Annotated in this window: 13 protein-coding genes and 1 pseudogene; 6 read left to right on the top strand and 8 right to left on the bottom strand. The window is 56.8% G+C overall.

The features are described from left to right. Positions 1-12 precede the first annotated feature (12 nt). From PFY00_RS12975 to PFY00_RS12965, 3 genes are all read right to left on the bottom strand, one after another. Positions 13-1,182, bottom strand: coding sequence for a phosphatase PAP2 family protein (locus PFY00_RS12975; RefSeq protein WP_271432997.1), 1,170 nt, complete (start codon positions 1,180-1,182; stop codon positions 13-15). Positions 1,183-1,198: 16 nt separating this feature from the next. Next, a complete protein-coding gene (locus PFY00_RS12970; protein ID WP_271432996.1) occupies positions 1,199-2,878 on the bottom strand; it encodes a winged helix-turn-helix domain-containing tetratricopeptide repeat protein in 1,680 nt (559 codons plus the stop codon). Positions 2,879-3,024: 146 nt separating this feature from the next. Further along, complete coding sequence (locus PFY00_RS12965) at positions 3,025-3,663, bottom strand: hypothetical protein (RefSeq protein WP_271432995.1); 639 nt, start codon at positions 3,661-3,663, stop codon at positions 3,025-3,027. 435 nt (positions 3,664-4,098) lie between these two features. On the opposite strand from PFY00_RS12965, the gene PFY00_RS12960 reads away from it, so the two are divergent. The 3 genes from PFY00_RS12960 (at position 4,099) to PFY00_RS12950 (ending at position 17,112) form a co-directional block, all read left to right on the top strand. Further along, positions 4,099-5,070 carry a hypothetical protein gene (locus tag PFY00_RS12960; protein ID WP_271432994.1) on the top strand — a complete coding sequence of 324 codons (972 nt, stop codon included), beginning with the start codon at positions 4,099-4,101 and terminating at the stop codon, positions 5,068-5,070. Between the two features lie 92 nt (positions 5,071-5,162). Beyond that, entirely contained in the window at positions 5,163-6,008 is an 846-nt protein-coding gene (locus PFY00_RS12955) for a hypothetical protein (protein ID WP_271432993.1), read from the top strand. A gap of 733 nt (positions 6,009-6,741) precedes the next feature. Beyond that, positions 6,742-17,112 (top strand): Hint domain-containing protein, encoded by a 10,371-nt coding sequence (locus tag PFY00_RS12950; RefSeq protein ID WP_271432992.1) that lies wholly within the window; start codon positions 6,742-6,744, stop codon positions 17,110-17,112. A gap of 83 nt (positions 17,113-17,195) precedes the next feature. Here the strand turns inward: PFY00_RS12950 and PFY00_RS12945 are convergent, their stop codons facing one another. Continuing rightward, entirely contained in the window at positions 17,196-17,657 is a 462-nt protein-coding gene (locus tag PFY00_RS12945) for an Lrp/AsnC family transcriptional regulator (protein ID WP_271432991.1), read from the bottom strand. Positions 17,658-17,761: 104 nt separating this feature from the next. On the opposite strand from PFY00_RS12945, the gene PFY00_RS12940 reads away from it, so the two are divergent. The 3 genes from PFY00_RS12940 (at position 17,762) to PFY00_RS12930 (ending at position 19,674) form a co-directional block, all read left to right on the top strand. Then, entirely contained in the window at positions 17,762-17,974 is a 213-nt protein-coding gene (locus PFY00_RS12940; protein WP_271432990.1) for a DUF6356 family protein, read from the top strand. A gap of 8 nt (positions 17,975-17,982) precedes the next feature. Next, positions 17,983-18,753 carry a class II glutamine amidotransferase gene (locus PFY00_RS12935; protein ID WP_271432989.1) on the top strand — a complete coding sequence of 257 codons (771 nt, stop codon included), beginning with the start codon at positions 17,983-17,985 and terminating at the stop codon, positions 18,751-18,753. 261 nt (positions 18,754-19,014) lie between these two features. Next, positions 19,015-19,674, top strand: a complete 660-nt coding sequence (locus PFY00_RS12930) for a hypothetical protein (protein WP_271433214.1) — start codon at positions 19,015-19,017, stop codon at positions 19,672-19,674. Here the strand turns inward: PFY00_RS12930 and PFY00_RS12925 are convergent. From PFY00_RS12925 to PFY00_RS12910, 4 genes and pseudogenes are all read right to left on the bottom strand, one after another. After that, positions 19,632-20,047 (bottom strand): annotated as a pseudogene (locus PFY00_RS12925) (transposase). The gene PFY00_RS12930 and the pseudogene PFY00_RS12925 overlap by 43 nt on opposite strands. A 200-nt stretch (positions 20,048-20,247) precedes the next feature. Beyond that, positions 20,248-20,880, bottom strand: a complete 633-nt coding sequence (locus PFY00_RS12920; protein WP_271432988.1) for an aspartate/glutamate racemase family protein — start codon at positions 20,878-20,880, stop codon at positions 20,248-20,250. 3 nt (positions 20,881-20,883) lie between these two features. Further along, positions 20,884-21,720: an ABC transporter permease gene (locus PFY00_RS12915; protein ID WP_271432987.1), complete on the bottom strand. Its 837-nt coding sequence runs from the start codon at positions 21,718-21,720 to the stop codon at positions 20,884-20,886. A 1-nt stretch (position 21,721) separates the two neighbouring features. Next, on the bottom strand, positions 21,722-22,570 hold the full coding sequence (locus PFY00_RS12910) for an ABC transporter permease (protein WP_271432986.1): 849 nt from the start codon (positions 22,568-22,570) through the stop codon (positions 21,722-21,724). Positions 22,571-22,581 lie beyond the last annotated feature (11 nt).

Genomic DNA, 22,581 nt, shown 5'->3' with positions numbered 1-22,581 from the left:
GACGATCCCCAATCAATCCTTGATCGCCGGAACTTCGCACCATTCCGCCACGGCCTGCTTCCAAAGCCAGTTCAACATGGGTGCCGGAATACCGGACGAGCCTTCGTGTTGTTCAGAGCCACCCCATTTCGCCCCACCGCTTTGGAAGGTTTTGCGCATCTTGTCCTTTTCCGGACCGTAGAGCCTGAACCATTCAAAATCGGTTTCGGAATTATACTGGGACCCATCGAATACGCACGAAGACCACTTGCCACCTTTCGCAACAGAATGGACGTGTTCCGCCAGTGTCAGGCCCAGTGCGGCCCCGGCAACGCTATCCACCGGGAAATGCACGCCAGCGACGGTTCGGTTGATCGCAACACGAGCGGCCTGCCGCATCAGCATATCGCCCCAGTAGGCATGATCCTCATACTGCTGCGCACCGCTCTCGCGCAGAAGTTTCCAAAGCACCCGCGCAATCAGGAAGGCTTCGGTCGCATGACCGCTGGGCAATGACGCATGCGTTGGCGTTGGGATCATCGGTTGAACCTGCGGCGAAAACTCGATCGGACGTTTGACCGCGAGGGCAAATTTCGTGCGCTGAATAACCGTGAACGAAAACGTGGTGATCGCATTCAGCAACTCAAGCGTCCGCGGCGTTCGCGACGGATCCATATATCCGATGGTCGCAAAGAACGGGATCGGCAGAGAGAGCTGGCCAAGTATCTCAGCAGCACGATCCCCGCGAATTTGCGAATAACCCGAAAGAAAGCGCATTTGATCGACCAGCTGGTCCATGCTCGGCGCAGTCATATTCATCATTTCAACGAAATTTGTGTTCCCGTTCTTAACGTTCAGGCCATTGCGCCGCCAAACCGTCACTTCCGGTGACGGACCTGCGGGGTTTGCCGACACATCCACGGTTGGTGCCAGTTCGGACACATAGAGGGCCGTTTGGACATCCGGTGACAAGCGTTTGAGTGTATTGGGATCATCGGCTAGCGCCTTGAGGGGTGGGGTCAGGTTTTCCAATCTGGCGCCGACAATTCCATCCCGGTTCGTCATCAGGGCAAGCGCGTCAACCGGGCTTTCCCGGCCATAGGCACTGTAGGCGCTATAGGCACTGTAGGCGCTATACGCGCTGTAGGCACTGTACGCGCTATAAGCACTGTAGGCGCTGTAGGCACTCTCTGGATTGGACATGGTATTTTCCCCTTTTTTAGTCCGGAACGCCCAACGAGGTGAGCATTTCGGCAAATCGCATTCCGTTTTTGAAATCCGCACTTGGTGAAGAGCGAAGCCAATCGCTCACTCGAAAATCTGGTTGCAGTGTCAGCAGTTCTTCGGCGGCCTTTTGCGCCGCTTTCTCTTTGCCCGTTCCCAGATAGGCCACGGGCAGCATGCGGCGCGCAGACATATGCGCCCGGTTGAGGCGCAGAGATTCCTTGGTCAAAGCGAGCGCGCGTTCATAATCTTCATCCGCGAGGCACGCACCTGCAGCCAGTGTCAGATACATGAAACGGTGGGGATCGAGCGGTGTCAGATGCAAGGCGCGTTCCGTATCGCGCTTGGCATCGGAACCGCGGTCCGTAAAGCCGCGCAACATGCCGCGCAGGCTTCGACCATTTGCATCGTTGGGATTGTTTTTCAGGGCCTGATCATAGCGTTCTTCTGCGGCATCCAGATCCTGAGACAAATGCACCAGGACCTGCCCTTCACAGACCAGCGCAAGGGTATGGTTGGGATCAAGGTCAAGCGCACGCGCCGTATGTTCCAGCGCCGCTTCGGATTCGCGCCTTGGATCATGCGCCCAGCCCTGCACCGCGTTCAGAGCATGCCAACGCGCCATCCATGCCAAGGGCGCCGGGTGCTGTGGCACTTTTTCATGAAGCAACTCCAGATAGCCCTTGGCCCGCCGGAAATCATCCGGCGACAGCCGGTGCATCAAACCAACAGCCCCGTGCAGGATACTGAAAAGCTTCAGATCACCGATTGGACGGGAATGAACCCGGCGCACTTCGTTGGCCATGATCGCACGCCTGATGTTGGCTGCCACCAGATCAAGCCCTTCGGTGGATGGGTTGATCGGATCAAACGGAATCTGCATCCGTTCAGCCCAGAGCACATAGCCAGTTTCCGTTTCGGCAAATTCCAGAGAAACGGCAACCTGATCACCATGCGGCGCAAGAAATCCAGACAATACAAAATCAGCGTTTAACTTGCTGTGGACGTCGGAAAGCGCAAGCGGCTCACCCCCAAGCGTTCCGGTCGACATGCGCGAAATCACATTCACATCGTTGCCCAAACTGAGCAATCTGGAGACTTCGTCAGCCAGAAAGAAGCCGAATACATCCACGGTTTGGGTCGCAATCCCTTTGAACGGAAGCACAGCCAGTGTCGGAAGGACGTCACGCGGATCCAGTTTTGGAACGATTTTCCCCGGCTCGGCACCCGCACCGGCGGCTCTGGCAGGAACCGTGGGCAAAGGGATCTTCAGATCGACTTCGGCCCAGAATTCGGCGGCCTGATCCTGAGGCAACAAAGCACCAAACAGACGGAAGCCCTGCTTTGGAACCGTCATCAGGATTTTTCGGTCCGTGTCGCCCAGCGCCAAACGGATATCCCGGATGCATTGGGTCAAACTCGCATCGGTCACGATGATATCGGGCCAGACTCTTTGGATCAGGTCGTCTTTGGGAACCAACTGGCCCAGCTGTTCCACAAGAATATCTAGGACCAGCGCAGACTGGGCCCTGAGGTAGGTATGCTGACCTTCCGAGGACGTCAGTTGGCCGGTTCCGGCCCCATAAACCACGTCTCCGAACCTGACATAGGCGGGCCGATTAGGCTGGCCTTGCTGGTTCGCCGTGCCCGGCGTGGCGCTTTCATCGCTCGGCATGGCGATCAATCCCTGGACTGCGGAGACTGTCGAATACCCGGGCCGACGCCCTCCCCCCGTTTTTCGCCCACAAATAGTTGCGGACGTTACGTAAGGTTCGCGTAAAACGTGTCCCCTGTCCATAGGATTGTTAACCAATCTTAACATCACGCACTCCCCTGCAAGAACAGGGCAGACGTGTCGATGCGCGCGCAATAAAGGTTGGACAATCCAACGGTCTGCAATGTGCGTGCCGATGTCGCCGAAATTGAAATCTCAGAGGTACCCACAGCGCAGCTCAAAGGAAGTGTCGGATCTTCGATCAGCATCCCCATAAAACCCGGCATTGTCATGGCTGTCATGACCAACCAGCCCTTTTTACCAAGCCGGGCCTGAGACTGTGCATAGGGCGCGCTGGGGGTTGGTAGGGACGCGGAAATATCGGCCAGTTCTTCCAAATAGATCAATTCGGCCTTGGCATCGCTCATCAAGGGAAAGGTCGCCCCCTGACGAGACCAGTCACATATTGCCCCAAAGGCAGGTTTGGCCCCGGACGCCGTACAATACAGCCAATGTGAGGAAATGCGCGCGCCCGCCTCATCCCGGCCAACCCAGCTGAACGCCGCACCAACGCGGACCGCCTCCGCAAGTATTCCGTCGATCAGATCAAGGCGATATATTTGCTGTCCGAGGATAGAGCTGGTGACCAGCGTGCCTTTCCCTTGAACAACTATCGGGGCCACCTCAGTCGTGATGCCGGGATAATACGGATACATCTCAATATCTGTAACGGTCCTGCTTTGCATGTTGGTGCGGCGCTCTCTTAGGCTTGGGCAGCGGAGCGTCTGCCCGCCTGAAACCAGCATTAACGGCAGGTTAAGAAGCTGACCTGAAATCAATATGAAATCTGTCTGAAATTAACCTTTATCCTCTGCGGGAAATTGACAAAGCCCTCGCTCAGAAATGCTGGACTGCGCCAACCGCGCGCAAAGACCACCGCATTGGTTTAGGGCGCGTTAAGCATAGCCAAAGAAACGATATTTCGGGCTAAATGCGACGCCCTTGGCCCGATGCAAAGACCAACGAATGCACCGCTCCTGAACCGAGATTCCCCGAATATTAACTTCATTTAATAAGGCCTTAAGGACCCGGTCCACGGATCAAACCTAGAGTTGTGAGTGTCGATGCCCAAGCAGCCAATACGGGGCATCGGGAAACTCATTAACCCAAGGGAGACTATCATGTCTGCAAATCTGCCAAGCGCCACTGACGGAATGTACAACACGCTCTGTGACGCGCTCAAACTCAGCAACAAGCAATTCCAAATGATCCAGGGTGTTCTGCCCGTTCAATCCAATGCGTCGGGACTCTACAATTTTCTGGATGGCATTCCGCCAGAGTCTGTCGCCGTTCTTTACACCAGCAACCCGGTCAACAGCCTGAACGGCAACGTTCAGATCATGCTGAACGATGCGGTGCCCGGTTTCCTGACCACGTTGGCGACCAACAACTATATGAACTCGGCCTATTGGGTGAATGGCAATGTTGCGGTCGACCCGATCTATGCTCCTTCGTTCGCGGATCTGCAAAATCAGGTCAACGCCGGATCAAGCGCGACATTCTCGTTCGACTCTGAGACGTCAGACACAAATATTTCTGACTCTTGGGCAGACAGCAGCAGTTCGGCCGGCGTCGGTTTCTGGGGCACATCTTCCAGCAGCGTTTCCACCGAACTCAACTCCATGGCGTCATCCTCTCGTATTACGGTCGAAGGCAACTTTAACAAGTTCGCCTATCTGAACACACGCCCCGGCGGCTGGTTCACCCAAGGCTTCTTTACAAACCAGTATCAAAAGCCGAGCGACTGGAAAGAAGGTCAAACCGACTGGGACAAAGTGTTCGGCCCGAACGGTTCGGCGCAGCGGATCGCAAATCAGATCCTCTTGGTTGACGGTTATACAATCACGGTACGCTCTTACGCGAGCTACTCTGAATCCCAGTACTCCGAAGTCCAAAAGAGCTCGGAAACCAATGTCTGGCCGTTCTACACATCGTCTTCGCATTCGACCGCCGTGCAGTCGCATCATTACAACGACGACAAGTCGATCACGACAACGATCACTCAGGCGCCGGGTAGCTTGCAGATCTTTGGTGTCGGTGTCCTCCCCACCTCCGAAGCGATCCAAGGCGATTCTGTCAGCCGCATGATCTAAGGCCCCACCTTGGATCCTCGCCGCCACATGCTCTCTCCCGCGTGTGGCGGCTCCTTTTGCCAGAACTTGGAACGTCTTGATTGGAGGCTCACATGACAACCACATATGAGGAATTACTGGTCAACGGCCTCGCCGATGCGCTGCGCCTTTCCGGAAAGACACTCAAACCCGTGTTCTCAGAACTACCGAAAACCGATGCCGTTCTATTTTCGATATTCGACAGGCTACCGGATGATCAGAACCTGACGGACTTCAGCACAGTGTTTGGCCAAATCCTGACTGCGCAACAGCCGGGCATGATGGTCGACATCGCGGAACAAAACTATGCCAAGCCGCAAAACTGGTTAACCAAGGACGAACACAAGATTGCAAAATATACGCCGGACAGAACGGACATCACCACGGCGCTTCAGAATAGCCCATCCATCAGCTTTCAATCGGATGCGCAGGATATGACAACGGCACAGGCTTTGTCACAGCCACCACTGACAAGTTCCGGGGCTGGTTTGTTGCCGAAAGACGTGAACTGGACCAACACAAAGATCCAATCATTCAGTGTAAAGCTGGCGCATGCGTCCATGATGCCCATCCGGCAAGGCGGCTGGTTCACTCCTGGGGTTTTTGCATCCGCGTACAAAAACAAGGATTGGGTTCCCAACAAGGATGGCGTCACGTGGGACAGCGTTTTTGGCCCCGGTGGTTCGGCGACCAGCCTGTCCACGAATGTGTTGGTGGGCGCAGGGTTGGACATTGAGCTGACTGTTTCATCACGCGACAAAACCAATCTGTCAGACGATGTAGCGTGGCCGTTTTCCCAGCGCGTCGATGGCGGTGTCGCCAGCGCTGATCTGGCGTTGACCATTTCCTTGACCACGCCTGCCGATGTTCCTTTGCTGCTCGCAATCGAAGTGCAGCCCACAGCCGTTTTGTTTGGCTGACACTCAAATAGTGTTTGGCTTCAGGCGCGCGCAAGGTGTTCCACTTTGGCTCGCGCCGGCCGCTGCAAGTCTGGTCGAAGCAACCCCAGAATCGCATGGCCAAGACTGTTTCCCTTGGTTTTGATGCGCTTGTAAAACAGCATAAAATTCTGGCGTCTGAGCTGGAAAAACAGCCCTAGGCCCCGGAGAATGTGACTGGATTGTGAAAACGGCCGCCATATTCACGTTTCATTTTATTACCCGAGTCTACGCTTCCCAATAGGCCGAATACCGTCAGCGGTTGTAGCAATCAGCAATCACTGGCGACAATAAACCGCTTTCCATTTGATTGTTCGCAAAACGTGCAACGGTAGCGAGAGCCGCTCTTAGAACACATTTGGCTGTCGGCCTCCCGTTACCAATCCCAAAATTGCCCAAAGCGCCACCATTTGATGGCGCTTTTCTCCAGCATCTTGTTCCGACGCTCATCTGTTTGAGCGTGAAGAGTCGCACGGAGATAGCGGGTTCGCTCAATCCGTCTCGTGCAGGTCTTGAGTTAAAAAGGATGTCGGCGCATGTGCTTGGCCCGCAAAGAACGAACCAGACTTGAAATCTGGAATGGGGATGCCCCGTTCCAGAGCTTTTGCGTTTTCGGCGTCCCAGTTCTGACGAGTGGGGGACCAGCAGTTGGTTCCAAATTCACCACTTCCACCCCCGCTCCGCTCACACAGCGCTGATTTAAAAGGTTACCGAAATGCCCATCGCAAATGAACTGACGATCAATACCGCCGCAACCGCGGAGGACATGCTCAACGAAATTTTCGGTGACGGCATCACGCTTGTCGCTGGTACCGCAACCTATTCGGGCGATGCAGCCGCGTCGGGCATCTATTCTGACGCGATCACGACACTGGGTGGAATTTCGCCCACTGATTCCGGTGTGATCCTGTCGACCGGTAATGCCGTGGACTTTACCAATTCGGACGGCACGCTCAACACCAACACCGCCCCCGGTACCAGCACCGATTTGGTGGGCGGCATTGACGGCAACGCCAACATGGACGCTGTTTCGGGACAGGCGACTTTTGACGCCGCCATCCTCGAAGGCGATTTCATCCCAACCGGCGACACCATGACGATCCAGTTGGTATTCTCGTCCGAAGAATACCTTGAATACGTCAATGGCGGCGTGAACGATTCCCTCGGCCTGTACATCAACGGTGTCAAAGTCGATTTCGTTCTGGGTACCGGAAACGTTTCGATTGATGAAATCACCAACACTAACAACTCGAATCTGTACATAGACAACCCTGAGGCAACAGACCCCTACAATACCGAAATGGACGGTATGACCGTGGTTCTGACCTACAAGGCTGACGTAAACCCGGGCGTGGTTAACACATTCTTCCTCGGCATCGCCGATGGCGGGGATGCTGCATACGATTCGAACGTTCTGATCATGGCGGATTCCGTCCAGTCTGTTGCGATCGCCAATGACGATACGTTCTCTGTACCGACCAATTCCACTGTACTGATTGCACCCCTTGCGAACGACGACGACCTGAATGGCGGCGGCCTTACGATCACGCAGATCAATGGCGAAGATATTGTGGTTGGTCAGACAGTTACATTGGGCACTGGTGAACAGGTCACACTGAACGCCGACAACACCCTGACTGTCATCACGGACGGTGATGTTGGTGTCTCTTCGCTCACCTACACGGTCGACAATGGTGCGGGCACGACTGACGTTGGCATCATCCAGCTGGATGTCACGGCCACGCCAACCAACGACAACGTTGTCACCGGCACTGCCGGGAATGATGCAATTGGTTCTACCTACACGGATGCCGACGGCACCCAGCAGGACGGAACAGATGCTTTGGGTACGCATGGCGAAGTCGTTTCTTCCAATGACGACTCCATCTTTGCGGCAGGCGGTGACGACGTGGTCAACGCCGGTCTGGGCAACGATACGGTAGACGCCGGCACCGGCAACGACACCGTCTTTGGCGAAGGTGGCAATGACAGCATCATCGGCGGCCTGGGCAATGACAGTCTTGACGGTGATGCGGGCGCGGACTCGCTCTATGGCGGTGACGGATCGGACACCCTGATCGGTGACGCCGGAAACGACGTCATGATCGGTGGCGACGGCGCCGATGAAATCTACGATTCCAATGCGGCTGATGGCGGCCGGGACTACGTCGAACTGGGCGCAGGCAACGACGTCGCCTTTACAGGTGCCGACAACGACACCATCTACTTCGGCGAAGGCAATGACACCGTTAACGCAGGCGACGGCAACGACTTGATCGATGACGTGGCTGGCACCCAGATCCTGGGTGACGATTCGGTCTTTGGTGGCGCCGGGAGCGACACAGTCTTTGCCGGCGATGGCGCCGATACGCTGGACGGTGGCACAGGCGCCGACAGCCTCTGGGGTGAAGACGGCAACGACTCGATCACAGGTGGGGATGGCAACGACACCATCCTCGGCGGCAGTGGCGTTGACACTGTGGACGGCGGAACTGGCGATGACAGCATCACGCTTGGCGACGGGAACGACACCTACCTTGACGGTGCGGGTAACGACATTATCGATGGCGGCGAAGGCAAAGACCGTTTCGACTACACCACGATCACTGGCAACGACACAGTCATCGGCGGTGAACTGAACGACACCACCCCGACCGACAGCGGCGACAAACTGGACGCACACAACAGCGTCGACAACCTGACCGTGGTCTTCACCGGTGACGAAGCCGGCACCATGACGGACGGCACCGACACCGTCACGTTCAGTGAAATCGAACACATCATGGGCGGCCAAGGCACTGATAGCATTGATGCTTCTGCTTCGACCGTTCAGCAAATTCTGGATGGCGGCGAAGGCTCCGACACAATCCAGGGCGGCTCGGGCGATGATATCATCGCAATGGGTCAGACCCAGGATTTCAGCGCGACAGACGGCGACAACGACACGCTTGTTCTTGCCGATGGATTTGGTGACGACTCGATCGAAGGCTTCGAAACCCCGATCGACAACGGTGATGGCACCTTTACCGGACAGGATCAGCTGGATGTCACTGGTCTGACCGATGCAGGCGGGTCTCCGGTCAACGTTCTGGATGTCACCGTAACTGACACAAATGGCGACGGCACGGGTGACGCGATTTTGCAGTTCCCCAATGGCGAAAGCATCACGCTTTGGGGTGTGAATGTCAGCGAAGTCTCCAGCGATGATCAACTGATTGCGATGGGCATCCCGCCGATTGGCCCTGTTGATGGCACCGCAGGCGGCGATCTGATGCAGCCGGGCTATGTGGATGCACAGGGCGACATCATCGACGGCGCCGATGGCGACGTGGACACGATTTTCGGCTACGGCGGTAACGATACAATCGACGGTGGCAACGCTGGTGATACGATTGATGGTGGCGCCGGAGATGACACGCTGCGCGGCCAGCTTGGCGATGACTCCGTCATTGGCGGCGCTGGCAATGACACCATCCGGGTCACCGACGGAAACGACACCGTCGAAGGCGGCGATGATGCTGACCTGATCGTTGTAACCGAAGACGCCGGAACCGTCAGCGTAGACGGCGGCGCTGGTGGAACAGACTCCGATACGTTGGATGTCTCGACTGTTTTGGAAACCTCTGGTTACACAATCACGGCCACAGGCGACGAAAGCGGCACGGCGACACATTCGTCCGGCACATCCATTTCTTATTCAGACATCGAAACCCTACAGGGTTCTTCGAATGACGACCTGTTTGATCTGACAGCCGACACAGACGGCGCATATGCGATCGGCGGCGAAGGTGCAGACACGATGCTCGGCGGTGACGCAGGCGACAACCTGCGCGGTCGGATCGGTGATGACAGTATCGATGGCGGCGCAGGCGACGATACGCTGGATGGTGGAACCGGCTCGGACACTATCATTGGCGGAAGCGGAGCGGACTCAATCACCGCCGACGAAGATGCTGATACGATCATCCTTGAGAATGGTTTTGGCAACGACACCATCTTTGGTGGCGAAGGCGTCACCACTGGGGCGGACGACGACACCCTGGATATGTCCGGCATCACGACGGATACCACCGTCGATCTGACCTCAGTTGACCCCGAAGCGGGCTCTGTATCAAGCGGTTCAGACACGGCAACCTTCAGCGAAATCGAAAACATTGTGCTCGGCGGCGGACGCGACACGATTGTTCTGGCCGATGGCTCCGGTTCCGACACGGTTCAGGCGTTCGACCTGACAGATAGCGGTGACGGCACGACCAATGACCAGCTGGATGTCTCGGGCCTGACCAGCGATGGCGGCACGACCCCCGTTGACACTGACGATGTGACCGTGACCGACGATGGCTCGGGCAACGCCGTTCTGACCTTCCCGGGCGGCGAGAGCATCACACTGCTCGGCGTTGCGCCAACGGATGTGGATGATCGAGAAGAACTGGTCGCAATCGGCATTCCCGGTGCACCAAACTTCATCGTCGATGGCACCTCTGGCAATGACAGCATCAATCTGGGCACATATGTCGATGCTGAAGGCGAAGAAATCGACAACAGTGACCACTCCGATGGATCGAACGATGACTCGGTTCTCGCAGGTGACGGCGACGACTTTGTTCGCTCCCATCTTGGCGACGACACCGTCTTTGGCGGTCTTGGCAACGATACAATCCGGACCGACACAGGTGCAGACAGCATCTTTGGCGAAGACGGCGCCGACTCCATCGACGCGGGCGACGATAACGACTTTATCGACGGCGGCACCGGCAACGACAACATCGACCTTGGCTGGGGTGATGATACGGTTGTTGCGGGCGACGGCAACGACACTGTTTGGGGCGACAACGGCAACGACAGTGTCGATGGCGGCGCGGGCGACGACTCGATCCAGGTCGGCCCCGGCGCTGACACCATCATTGGTGGCGCGGGCAACGACTCCGTGCGCGCTGATGGCGACGAAGACGTTATGGTCTTCGCCGACGGCTATGGAAACGACACTGTTATTGGCGGCGAAAGCGCGACCACAGGAACCGATTTTGACAGCCTCGACTTGTCGCTCGTTACAGCGGGCTCGACCATTGTCTACTCTGGCTTTGAGGCAGGTACTGTAACGACCGGCACCGACAGCGTTCTGTTCTCGCAGATTGAACGGATTGAAACCGGCGCGGGCGACGACACAGTTACCGGCACGTTCAGCCCGGAAAACATCGCAACCGGTGCTGGCAACGATACCCTGAATATGGGTGGCGGTGACGACACCATCGAAGCAGGCGCAGGTGCCGACACAGTCGATGCCGGCGAAGGCGCAGACACGGTCGACCTCGGGACCGACGGCGATCGCGACATCGTGGTATTTTCCGACGGCGACGGCGCCGATACGGTTTCCTCGTTTGACCTGACCGACAGTGGCGATGGCACGACCATCGACCAGTTGGACGTATCGGGCCTGACCAGTGATGGTGGCACGACCCCTGTCAACGTTAGCGATGTCACTGTGACCGACGATGGTTCTGGCAACGCGGTCCTGACATTCCCGGGCGGCGAAAGCATCACTTTGCTTGGTGTTGCACCAACGCAGGTGGATAGCGATGCCGAGCTTGAAGCAATCGGCATTCCGAATGATCCGAACGACAACGTTGTGTCCGGTACAGCCGGCGCCGACAATATCGGCGCAGGATATTCGGACGCGGATGGAACAACCGTCGACGATGGTGATGCTCTCGGCACCCATGGCGAAGTTGTTGGTTCTGACAGCGACTCGATCGCAGCAGGAGCTGGCAATGACACCGTAAATGCGGGCGCTGGCGATGACACTGTCTCTGGCGGCAACGATGACGACCAAATCGATGGTGGCATCGGCGATGACTGGCTGAGCGGCAACGCAGGCAATGACACCGTTCACGGTGGCGATGGTGCGGACAGCATCTTTGGTGCAGAAGGCGACGACAGCCTGACCGGCGGTGCTGGTGACGACAGCATGGAAGGTTGGCTTGGCAACGACACATTGCAAGCTGGCGACGGTAACGACTACCTCGACGGGGCCGATGGCTCGGATTTCCTGACCGGTGGCGCTGGTAACGATACTCTGTTGGGCGGCAATGACGCTGGCGCCGATACTCTTGAAGGTGGCGCAGGACAGGACTCGCTGTCTGCCGGTGACGGCGACGACCAACTGGTTGGTGGTGACGATGCAGACACCATCTTTGCGGGTGGTGGTGACGACACAATCATCATGGAAGATGGCTTCGGCAACGACACTATCGATGGTTGGAGCACCGGTGAGACAACAGGCGACGTTCTGGACGGCAGCAAGATGTCCGAAGACGTTGTTCTGGATTTGTCGGCAGGCGACCCGAGCAATCCCGAAGACGGAACCTTGTCTAACGCAACGGACACGGCGACATTCATCGAAATCGAAGAAGTTTGGCTCGGCGCAGGTGACGATAGTGTTATCGGGTCTGACGGAAACGACAACGTGTCCACCGGCGCGGGCATCGACACAGTCGACGGCGGCGCGGGCAATGACACATTCGATCTTGGCCCGGCGGACAATGCAGTCGACACGGTTGTGTTCGGTGATGGCGATGGTGACGACACCGTCTCCAGCTTTGAAGCGCCGACTGACAACGGCGACGGCACCTTCAGCGGCAATGACCAGCTCGACGTCTCAGGCCTGACCGATGCCGACGGCGCACCGGTCAACACCGGCGATGTCACGGTCACCGATACAAATGGTGATGGAACCGGCGATGCGATCCTGACATTCCCGAATGGGGAAAGCATCACGTTGCTTGGCGTGACGCCATCCGAGGTTGACGATCCGGCCGCACTGGAAGCCATGGGCATCCCTGCCCCCAACTATATTGTGGAAGGCACAGCCGGCGGCGAATTGATCGACGGCAGCTATGTGGGCGATCCCGAAGGCGACCTCGTGGATGCGGGTGACAATCAGACAGGTGGCGACGCCGATGTGATTACAGCTGGCGCCGGTGCTGACACCGTTCTGGGCGAGCTCGGCAACGACACGATCTTTGGCGAAGACGGCAATGACAGCATCGCCGGCGGTGAAGGCCAGGACAGCATTTCCGGTGGCCTGGGCAACGACTACCTTGTTGGCGGAAACGACAGCGGAACATTCGGAACCAGTGGCGACGCACCCGCAGCCCTGGGAGCGGACACCATTGATGGTGGCGACGGCAATGACACGATCATTGGCAACAATGGCGACGACAGCCTGATTGGTGGCGCTGGCAACGATTCAATCAGCGGCCAGAACGACAACGACACGATCCTTGCCGGCGACGGTGCCGACACAGTGGATGGCGGATCCGGGCTTGACTCGATCGACGCGGGCGCAGGCGACGACAGCGTGATTGGTGGCGGCGGCGCTGACACCATCGACGGTGGCATCGGTGTCGATACGATCGATGGCGGCATCGGAAATGACCTGATCTTCGGCAACGAAGACGAAGACCTGCTGTCAGGCGGCGCTGGCAACGACACGCTGGATGGCGGCCTTTCTTCCGATACTCTGATCGGCGGCGACGGCAACGACAGCCTGCTGGGCGGTGGTTTCAACGACTCGCTTGAAGGCGGAACCGGAAACGACACACTGGATGGCGGCATCGAAGACGATACCCTCGCCGGCGGCGCAGGAACCGACAGTCTGATCGGTGGCACTGGCGATGACGTCATGACTGGCGGCAGCGAGGCCGACACATTGGAAGGTGGCGACGGCGCGGACCTTCTCGACGGTGGGCTCGACGACGACAGCATCCTTGGCGGCGCTCAGGACGACACCATTTCGCTGACCGACAATTTCGGCAACGACACCATCGAAGGTGGTGAAGTGGGTGAAACCGCTGGCGACACGCTTGATCTGTCTGGCACGACGACCGGCGTGACTGTTGATCTGACAAGCACTGACCCAGAAGCGGGCAGCGTCAGCAATGGCATCGACACAACGACCTTCATCGAAATCGAGAACATTGTTCTTGGCGGCGGCGACGACACAGTCGCTCTGGCTGATGGATCGGGCAGTGACACGGTCAGTGGTTTTGAAGGGCCCATCGACAACGGCGACGGCACATGGACCGGTCAGGACCAGTTGGATGTTTCCGGACTGAACAACGACAACGGCTTCCCTGTGACCACAGCGGACGTTGTTGTCACCGATGACGGAACCGGCAACGCTGTTCTGACATTCCCGAACGGAGAGAGCATCACGCTCTTCGGAGCGCCGGTAGGCGATCTTCAGGGCAACCCGGTCGCATTGAATGCAATCGGCATCCCGCTTTCTGACGGTATCATTTCCGGCGATGGCACAGCCAACGTTATCAATGCCAGCTATTCCGGCGATCCGGAAGGCGACATGGTCGACGCAGGCGACAATGTTGACGGATCCGGCAACAACGAAGACACGATCGTTGCAGGCGCAGGCGATGATACCATCGACAGTGGCCTTGACGACGACAGCGTCGACGCAGGCGCCGGTGATGACGTCATCTTCCTCGATGGAGCGGTTCAGAACGATACCATCGTTGGCGGCGAAACCGACGAAGACGGCGGTGGTGACCGGATCGAAATGGGCAGCATTGCCACCGATCTGACCATCAACATGTCTGGCCCCGAGGCTGGCACCATCAGCGACGGCACCGGCACAACAACCTTCTCCGAGATCGAACAGCTGACGCTGGGCGCGGGTTCGGACAGCCTGACAGGCAGCACCGGAAACGAATACGTCTTTGGCGGAACCGGCGATGACACGATCCTCGGCGGTGACGGCGACGACACGATCTTCTCGGGTCTCGACAATGACAGCGTCGAAGGCGGCGCGGGCAATGACAGCCTTGTCACATCGTCGGGTGCGGATACTGTCGACGGCGGTGCAGGTGACGACAACATCAACGTCGGTCCAGCCGATGGCGAAGTGGACACTGTTGTTCTGCAAGATGGTTCCGGCAACGACGTTGTGGCCGACTTCGAAGGCCCGATTGACAACGGCGACGGCACATACACGGGTCAGGACCAGTTCGACGTATCAGGTCTGAACGACAATCTCGGCAATCCGGTGAACACCAATGACGTGGTTGTCAGCGATGACGGTAGCGGCAACGCAGTTCTGACCTTCCCGAATGGCGAGAACGTCACTCTGGTCGGTATTGCGCCCGCTGATGTGACCGACCCGCTGGCTCTGAATGCCATGGGCATTCCGTTGGGCTCCGACGGCATCGTTTCCGGCACAGCTGGCGACGATACAATCGGCGGCAGCTATGTTGGCGATCCGGATGGCGATCTTGTTGATGCCAACGACGCACAGTTCGCAGGCCAGACCGGCGATCAGGACATCATTCAGGCTGGCGCGGGCAACGACGTTGTCAATGCAGGCAACGATGCAGACAGCATCGACGGCGGTACCGGCAATGACACGATCAGCGGCGGCGACGGCAACGATACAATCGATGGCGGCGAAGGCGACGACTTCATTCTGTCGAACAATGGCGATGACACCGTCTTTGCCGGCGACGGCAATGACACTGTCACGGCATCGCTGGGCGCAGACTCTGTACTGGGCGGCGCTGGCGATGACAGCCTGACCGGCGGTGGCTTCTCGGGCACCGGCAATGACACGCTGCGCGGTGAAGATGGCTCTGACACGCTTGCGGGTGGTCTGGGTGATGACCTGCTCGACGGTGGCGCGGACAACGATGTCTTTGACCTGAACGGTTCTGCAGACAACGACACCATTATTGGTGGCGAGACAGTCACGACAGGCACCGATCAGGATTTGATCGAAGCTGGTGGTGAAACATTGGATACCACAGTCACCTATACAGGTGACGAAGCGGGTACCTTCACCAACACCGACACGACAGTCACGTTCTCCGAGATCGAGGCGATCAACCTTGGTTCGGGCGCTGACAGTGTTGACGGTACCTCCGACACCGTGGGCATCAACGTCTTCGGCGCTGCCGGCGATGACACCATGACAGGCGGTACCGGCAATGACACATTGCTCGGCGGCGACGACAACGACTCGATCGTTGGCGGCGATGGAGCCGACCAATTGGACGGCGATGCTGGCGACGATACCGTTGAGGGCGGCACCGGCGACGACACCCTTGTCGGTGATCTGGGCAATGACAGCCTCGACGGTGGTGCTGGCGCGGATGAGCTTTACGGCAACGAAGGCTCTGACACGCTGACCGGTGGCGAAGGCGCAGATCTGCTCTTTGGTGGCGAAGGCGCTGACGTTCTGAATGTTGGCTCTGGCGACACGGCGCAGGGCGGCGGGGGCGATGACGTCTTCAACCTGACACCAGGTGATCTGGACGGCAACAATCTGACCATCGTGGGTGGTGAAACCGGCGAAACCGTTGGTGACACGCTGAACGTGACCGGCCCGGCGGAAATCGTCTATGACGATCCAAGCCAGGAAAGCGGGACAATCACCTACTATGATACCGGTGAGGTTGTCACCTTCTCCGAGATCGAGAACCTGAACTACGTGCCATGCTTTACCCCCGGCACAAAGATCAAGACCGCACAGGGCGAAATGCCCGTAGAAGAGATCACTGTCGGAACGCGCGTTCTGACCCGCGACAATGGCTATCAGCCTGTCATTTGGGCCGGATCCCGTTTGGTGGACGAAGCGACGATGGCCAAGGTCGACGGCCTGAAGCCGATCCTGATCAAGAAGGACGCTTTGGCCAAAGGTGTTCCGTCGCGTGATCTGCTGGTTTCGCCTCAGCACCGGGTGCTGATCGGTGGCTCTCGTACGGAACTTTGGTTCGGTGAAGACGAGGTTCTTGTGCCTGCCAAGCATCTGCTTGTGCTGGACGGTGTCGAAGAAGTGGATCTGGACGAAGTGACCTACGTCCACTTCATGTTCGAACACCACGAGGTCGTCATTTCTGACGGGTGCTGGACCGAAAGCTTCCAGCCCGGCGACGTGTCTCTGTCTGCTCTGGATGCCGAAGCCCGTGCCGAGATATTTGCGATCTTCCCTGAGCTCAAGAAGGGCTGCACCGAAAGCGTCTATCCGGCGGCACGTGCAACGCTGAAAGAGTTCCAGATCCGCGTGCTTCTCGCATCTTGATAAAGGAACCGGCCCCCGCTGCATCAGCGGGGGCTGACCACCCTACCCCTCGACAGTCTTCGACCGACCCAAAAGCGATCTTTTCAGATCGGCAGGGCTGTCGTGTCCTTGATGTCTTCCATCACAAAGCTGGCTGACACGTCCGCCAGTTGCACCTTGTCGATCAGGCGCTGATAGAACCTGTCATAGGCCGCGACATCCGCGACCCGCACCCGCAACACATAATCCAGATCGCCTGTCATACGCTGGGCCGAAACAATTTCCGGCATCTGCCGAACAGCATTTCGGAACGACGCCAGCCAATCGGCGCTGTGGTCGCTCGTTCGGATCAGAACAAAGACCTGCAAACCCAGATCAACGGCCGCTGGATCAACAAGGGCGACCCGTTTCTGAATGATCTTTTCAGCCTCAAGACGCTTCACGCGCCGCCAACAAGCATTACGCGACAGATGAACCTGTTCCGCAAGCGCATCTACGCTAAGCGAAGAATCCTGTTGCAGCAGTCGCAACAAGCGCATGTCAATTTCGTCGATCGTATCCAACATTCCTGGGATATTATCCACAAAAAATTCATTATGGAAGTGCATTTTGGGACACATGCCTGCAAATTGATGGCTACTTTCCTGAACAACGAAGGAAAGGAAGCGCCATGATCAAATCCCTGCAGCGAGTTTTTGTGCACCATCCACAGTCTGTTGATGAAACCTACTTCGAACATATGCGCTTTGCCGGCTGGTTTGCCGCACGCCTGCTAGCCGCCGGTTTCGCCGCGTTGATCCATGCCGTTATCCCGTGTCTGTTTGAAAAGACCGCCAGCCGCATGATCCAAGACATGAATGCCCGCATCGTGAGCCGACACTGATGTGTCGAATGGCTGCATACCTGGGCCCGTCACGCGCCCTTTCCGACGTTGTCATTTCGCCCAGCCATTCGCTGCTGGCGCAAAGTCAGGAGGCCAATGAAGCCAAGCTGTCCGTCAACGGAGATGGGTTTGGCATCGCTTGGTACGGAACGCAAAATGAACCCGGATTGTTCAAAGACGTTCTTCCTGCGTGGTCCGACAGCAATCTGCTGAGCTTGTGTCATCACATCTCGGCACCGTTGTTTCTGTCGCATGTGCGCGCCTCAACAGAAGGCGAAACGGCCCGCTCAAATTGCCACCCTTTCGTGTATGGCAACTGGAGCTTTATGCACAACGGGCAAACCGGTTCATTCACCGCACTACGGCGTGATCTCGAAGCCTCTTTGCCTGATGAACTTTATGCATTGCGCCACGGCAGTACGGATTCCGAATTGCTGTTTCTTCTGCTGCTCAATGCCGGGCTTGCAGATCACCCGGAGCAAGCGTGTAAAGCGGTCATCCGCCAGCTGAAGGAAACGGCGAAACGGGTGAAGGTACCTGCCTTTTTCCGTCTGACCTGCATCTTTTCCGATGGCGAACGTCTGTTGTGTTTTCGGCATGCGAGCGACGGAAAATGCCCGACGCTTTATGTATCCCGCACATGGATGGATGACGGCGTCGTGGTTGCATCAGAGCCTCTGGATGGGATCGCAGGGCATTGGGACGAAATACCGCCGGACTGTCTGGTCAGTTTCAACCAATCCGCAACAACGTGGTCGTCGGGATCGATCGCGGCCTGACTCCTGGTCTTGCGGAGCTGGCCCGTGAAGGGCCTAGAACACGCGGCAAAGCCCTTGGGGGGGGGCGCAGTAACGAAATACTCGCCTCACCTTCACAGCCCGTGCGAATTGCGGCCATGAGCCCGCACTCTATTCATGCTCCCGAAATGCAAATTTGCACGGCTGCACACTGATCTTTGAATGCGTTGCGTTCCCGTGAAGCTGTATCCGTTTGAAAAGTAACCTATTTTGCCTTGTTCACTGAGAGGCAGAAAACAATGGATGTATCCGGGCATCTATTGCTTACAGTTGATTATTGAGTTTATGAAACACAGCGCCCCTCAGAAAATATGCCAAGTAGTTTCCACAGATTGCGATAGTCTGAAAGTGGAAAACAAAATAATTCCAAAAGGGCAGGAAAAACTAAATTTTTTACTTGATCCGCGATCCATGCCGGGCGCGCCCAATAAGGATAGTTGGATTTGGCAAGTTGAAGAATTTTCCCTTCCTCCGAAATTCAGTAGTTCGCAGGAGGAAAAGTACGAATTCTTCGAAATAGACCCCAAGCCAACTACCGAAAACAGTTTCCCTATAGCTTTTGGCGCTGTCATAGTTTCTATTCCGGTCGGACTAATCACAGCATTGATTTACATTTACGTTTTGGATGTAAGTCTAATGGGAGTAATAATTGTCTACTTGGTTGGTACTACAAGTTCTATAGTCGCGGTGTTCTTTATTAGATTTATATTTTTGTTTCGGTCTGAAAAAAACGCAGATTGGTTGCTCGCCGGACCTCCCGTTTCCCTTGAGAGTTTCTCCTTTCTGAGGTTGGGACGCCTTTTGTTGGTTTTGTTGCACAAATCGGTTGAAAGGCAGACTTCCCCTTTCCCCGGACGGGCTTATCCCACGGGCTCCGTGACGGGTATGCCTAGAGCGGCGTAGCGGTTGAGCATCGCGATCCGGATTTGTCGCTCGGCAACCTGCCGGTCAAAGTCTCGGGCCATGAGGCTTTGGATGAGGAGTTTGACGCAGTGCATCTTCGTCTCTACGCGGCTTCGGCGGTGATAGCCGGTCAATTTTCGCCAAAGAGCCCGGTCGTCTGGCGAAGAGACATGCCGAACAACACCTTCATTGTGAGGCAAACCTAGATCACCGCATCGCGGAACTCGGGCTGACGCCCCCGCTTGCTGTTCGGTGCTGCGTGCCAGGTCATCTCGGGATCAAACCAGATCGATACCGAACTGCGTTGCTTCAGCGCCGTGTTGTACGAAGGCCAGTTCCTGGTCTTGTACTTCGTAGGGGACCAACGGCTCATGCTCGCCAGCTACCACGCTGGATTCGAACAGGGAATCCCTCACACTATTTGTGCAACAAAGCCCTCTGGATGCGATCGCAGGGCATTGGGACGGAATACCGCCGGACTGTCTGGTCAGTTTTAAACAATCCGCAACAACGTGGTCATCGGGATCGATCGCGGCCTGACTCTTGGTTTTGCGGGGCTGGCCCGCGAAGAGCCTAGAACACGCGGCAAAGCCGTGCAGCGGCACTAACCCCATCAATGACCCGCAGTCGCGTGTTCTTCTGAATACGCGTTTTGATCGACACGGCACCAGAGCATCCAAGGATCAAGGTTGCGGTATCTTGGGGAAGCTCGGCTGCTGCCTGTTCAAAGGCCAGAGCCGCTTGGTCCGGCTCTGTTTCCAGACTGAGCACCGGAACACCAGCCGCAACCACACTTCCGACCACATCCGAAAAGCCTTGGTCGCGGATATTAGCCTCAATAACAGGAACCGCGGCCTCGACTGTCGTCACGACGCTGGCTGGCCCAGACAGCAGGCTGGCCAGTGTGAAACTTGCCTGCCCAATTCCGATAACGGGACAAGCGGCACTGGCGCGTGCTTCATCTAGCCCGGTATCGTCAAAACAAGCGATAATCACAGCCTTTGCGCCCTGATCTGATGCGGTTTTGACCAATGCCAACAACGGCGGCACTGCCCGTGCGCCATCTTCGGCCCCTTCGATTGATGCAGGCCCGGCATGCGATGTAACACCTTCGAACTGGATGTCCGGGGCAGCTTGGCGCGCCGCATTCAACGCACTGCGTGTCATCGCTTCGGTGCTGTTGGGGTTGATCAAAACAACGGTCATTGATCAGACCAGCCCCTTGCCCGCATCAGAGCCTTTGTCCTTACGGCGTGACATGAACCAGACCATCACAAAGAAGACGCCGATGATGCAGAAAGAAAAGACAGTGGTCAGCGTTCCCAGCGCAAAGATCACCGGCGTTGTCACATTGGTTGTCATCCCGAATATCTCAAGCGGCAGCGTATTGTAGCTGCCTGCCGTCAAAAGCGTACGGGCGAATTCGTCATAGCTGAGCGTAAAGCCGAACAGTGCGACCCCAAGCAGCGATGGCGCTATGATCGGCAACACGACATAGGCAAAGGTCTGCCACGCGCTCGCACCCTGATCGCGGGCCGCTTCTTCATAGCTTTTGTCAAACCTGTTGAAGACTGCAAACATGATCAGCAGGCCAAACGGCAAGGTCCAGGTCAACTGACTGCCGTACCCCGAACTCGCCCAGTGAACCGGCAGTCCCAACTGGTTGAAGATCAGACCAACGCCCAGCGAAATCAGGATCGACGGGATCACCAGCGAGGCTATAGCGAGATAGAACAGGATCGTCGCCCCTTTGAAACGTTTGCGAAATGCCAAACCGCCCAACACTGATACGACAACCGTCGTGACCATCACCATGAGACCCAGGGCAAATGATCGGCGGAAACTGCCCCAGATGTCACCGACAGCCTGTTCTTCAAACAGGTCGCGGAACCAGTGCAACGAAACACCGTTCATCGGGAAGGTCAGCCCCCCTTGAGGCCCTTGGAAGCTGAGAATGCCAATGGTCAGGATCGGCCCGTATAGAAACAGCACAAACAGTACAAAAAAGCCGGAAAGCAGGTAAAAGCTGAGACTGCGTTTTTCCATCTCAAAGCTCCTTGCGAATATCGACGAGCCGCAACAACAGCGCGATGACAATCAGCACCGTGATCAGCAAAACCACGGCGGTGGCAGACGCTGACGGATACTGAAGCAAGCTGATGTCATTCGAAATCAATCGGCCGACGTTCGCGCGTTGCGATCCGGACATGAAACGCACCGTGATGAAGTCGCCCATCACCAATGTGCTGACAAAGATCGTCCCGATCATGATGCCCGGCTTGCACAGCGGGATGATAACGTGACGCAAGGTTTGCCAGCCGCTCGCCCCGGCGTCCCGGGCAGCCTCGATCAACGATCGATCAATCCGCATCATCGAATTGAAGATCGGAACGACCATGAACAGCGTGTAGAGGTGCACGAAAGCAAGGATCACACTGAAGTCGCTGAACAGCAGCCACTCCAATGGCTCATCGATCACACCCCATGAAATCAAGGTCGAATTGGCCAGCCCGTTACGCCCCAGAAACGGGATCCATGAAATCATGCGAATGATGTTCGAGGTCCAGAAGGGGATTGTGCACAACAGGAAAAGGGCAATCTGCCACTTCAACGAGCGGACCTCGAATGCGAGAAAATAGGCCACGGTAAAACCGATGACAAAGGTAAAGGCCCAAGTGATCAAGGCGTATTTAAACGTGTTCGCGAACACGGTGTAGGTCACCGGAGATCCAAACAGGAATTCGTAGTTGTCGAATTGAAATGCTGGATAGATCGAGTATTCGGTCGCGCCCCAGAAACTGACGATCACGATCATGATGATCGGGGCGACCAGAAATGCCAGCAACACCAACGCCATCGGTGCGGCCTGTATCCATGCGGTGACTTGTTTGGTCATAGGTCTTCCCA

Source organism: Thalassococcus lentus, from assembly GCF_028023555.1.
Lineage (GTDB): Bacteria > Pseudomonadota > Alphaproteobacteria > Rhodobacterales > Rhodobacteraceae > Thalassococcus_A > Thalassococcus_A lentus.
This window is presented reverse-complemented; position numbering and strand designations above follow the sequence as displayed.

Coding starts and splice junctions, on each gene's coding strand:
- PFY00_RS12975 (WP_271432997.1), bottom strand. CDS start 1,182: ATGTCCAATCCAGAGAGTGCCTACAGCGCCTACAGTGCTTATAGCGCG.
- PFY00_RS12970 (WP_271432996.1), bottom strand. CDS start 2,878: ATGCCGAGCGATGAAAGCGCCACGCCGGGCACGGCGAACCAGCAAGGC.
- PFY00_RS12965 (WP_271432995.1), bottom strand. CDS start 3,663: ATGCAAAGCAGGACCGTTACAGATATTGAGATGTATCCGTATTATCCC.
- PFY00_RS12960 (WP_271432994.1), top strand. CDS start 4,099: ATGTCTGCAAATCTGCCAAGCGCCACTGACGGAATGTACAACACGCTC.
- PFY00_RS12955 (WP_271432993.1), top strand. CDS start 5,163: ATGACAACCACATATGAGGAATTACTGGTCAACGGCCTCGCCGATGCG.
- PFY00_RS12950 (WP_271432992.1), top strand. CDS start 6,742: ATGCCCATCGCAAATGAACTGACGATCAATACCGCCGCAACCGCGGAG.
- PFY00_RS12945 (WP_271432991.1), bottom strand. CDS start 17,657: ATGTTGGATACGATCGACGAAATTGACATGCGCTTGTTGCGACTGCTG.
- PFY00_RS12940 (WP_271432990.1), top strand. CDS start 17,762: ATGATCAAATCCCTGCAGCGAGTTTTTGTGCACCATCCACAGTCTGTT.
- PFY00_RS12935 (WP_271432989.1), top strand. CDS start 17,983: ATGGCTGCATACCTGGGCCCGTCACGCGCCCTTTCCGACGTTGTCATT.
- PFY00_RS12930 (WP_271433214.1), top strand. CDS start 19,015: ATGTATCCGGGCATCTATTGCTTACAGTTGATTATTGAGTTTATGAAA.
- PFY00_RS12920 (WP_271432988.1), bottom strand. CDS start 20,880: ATGACCGTTGTTTTGATCAACCCCAACAGCACCGAAGCGATGACACGC.
- PFY00_RS12915 (WP_271432987.1), bottom strand. CDS start 21,720: ATGGAAAAACGCAGTCTCAGCTTTTACCTGCTTTCCGGCTTTTTTGTA.
- PFY00_RS12910 (WP_271432986.1), bottom strand. CDS start 22,570: ATGACCAAACAAGTCACCGCATGGATACAGGCCGCACCGATGGCGTTG.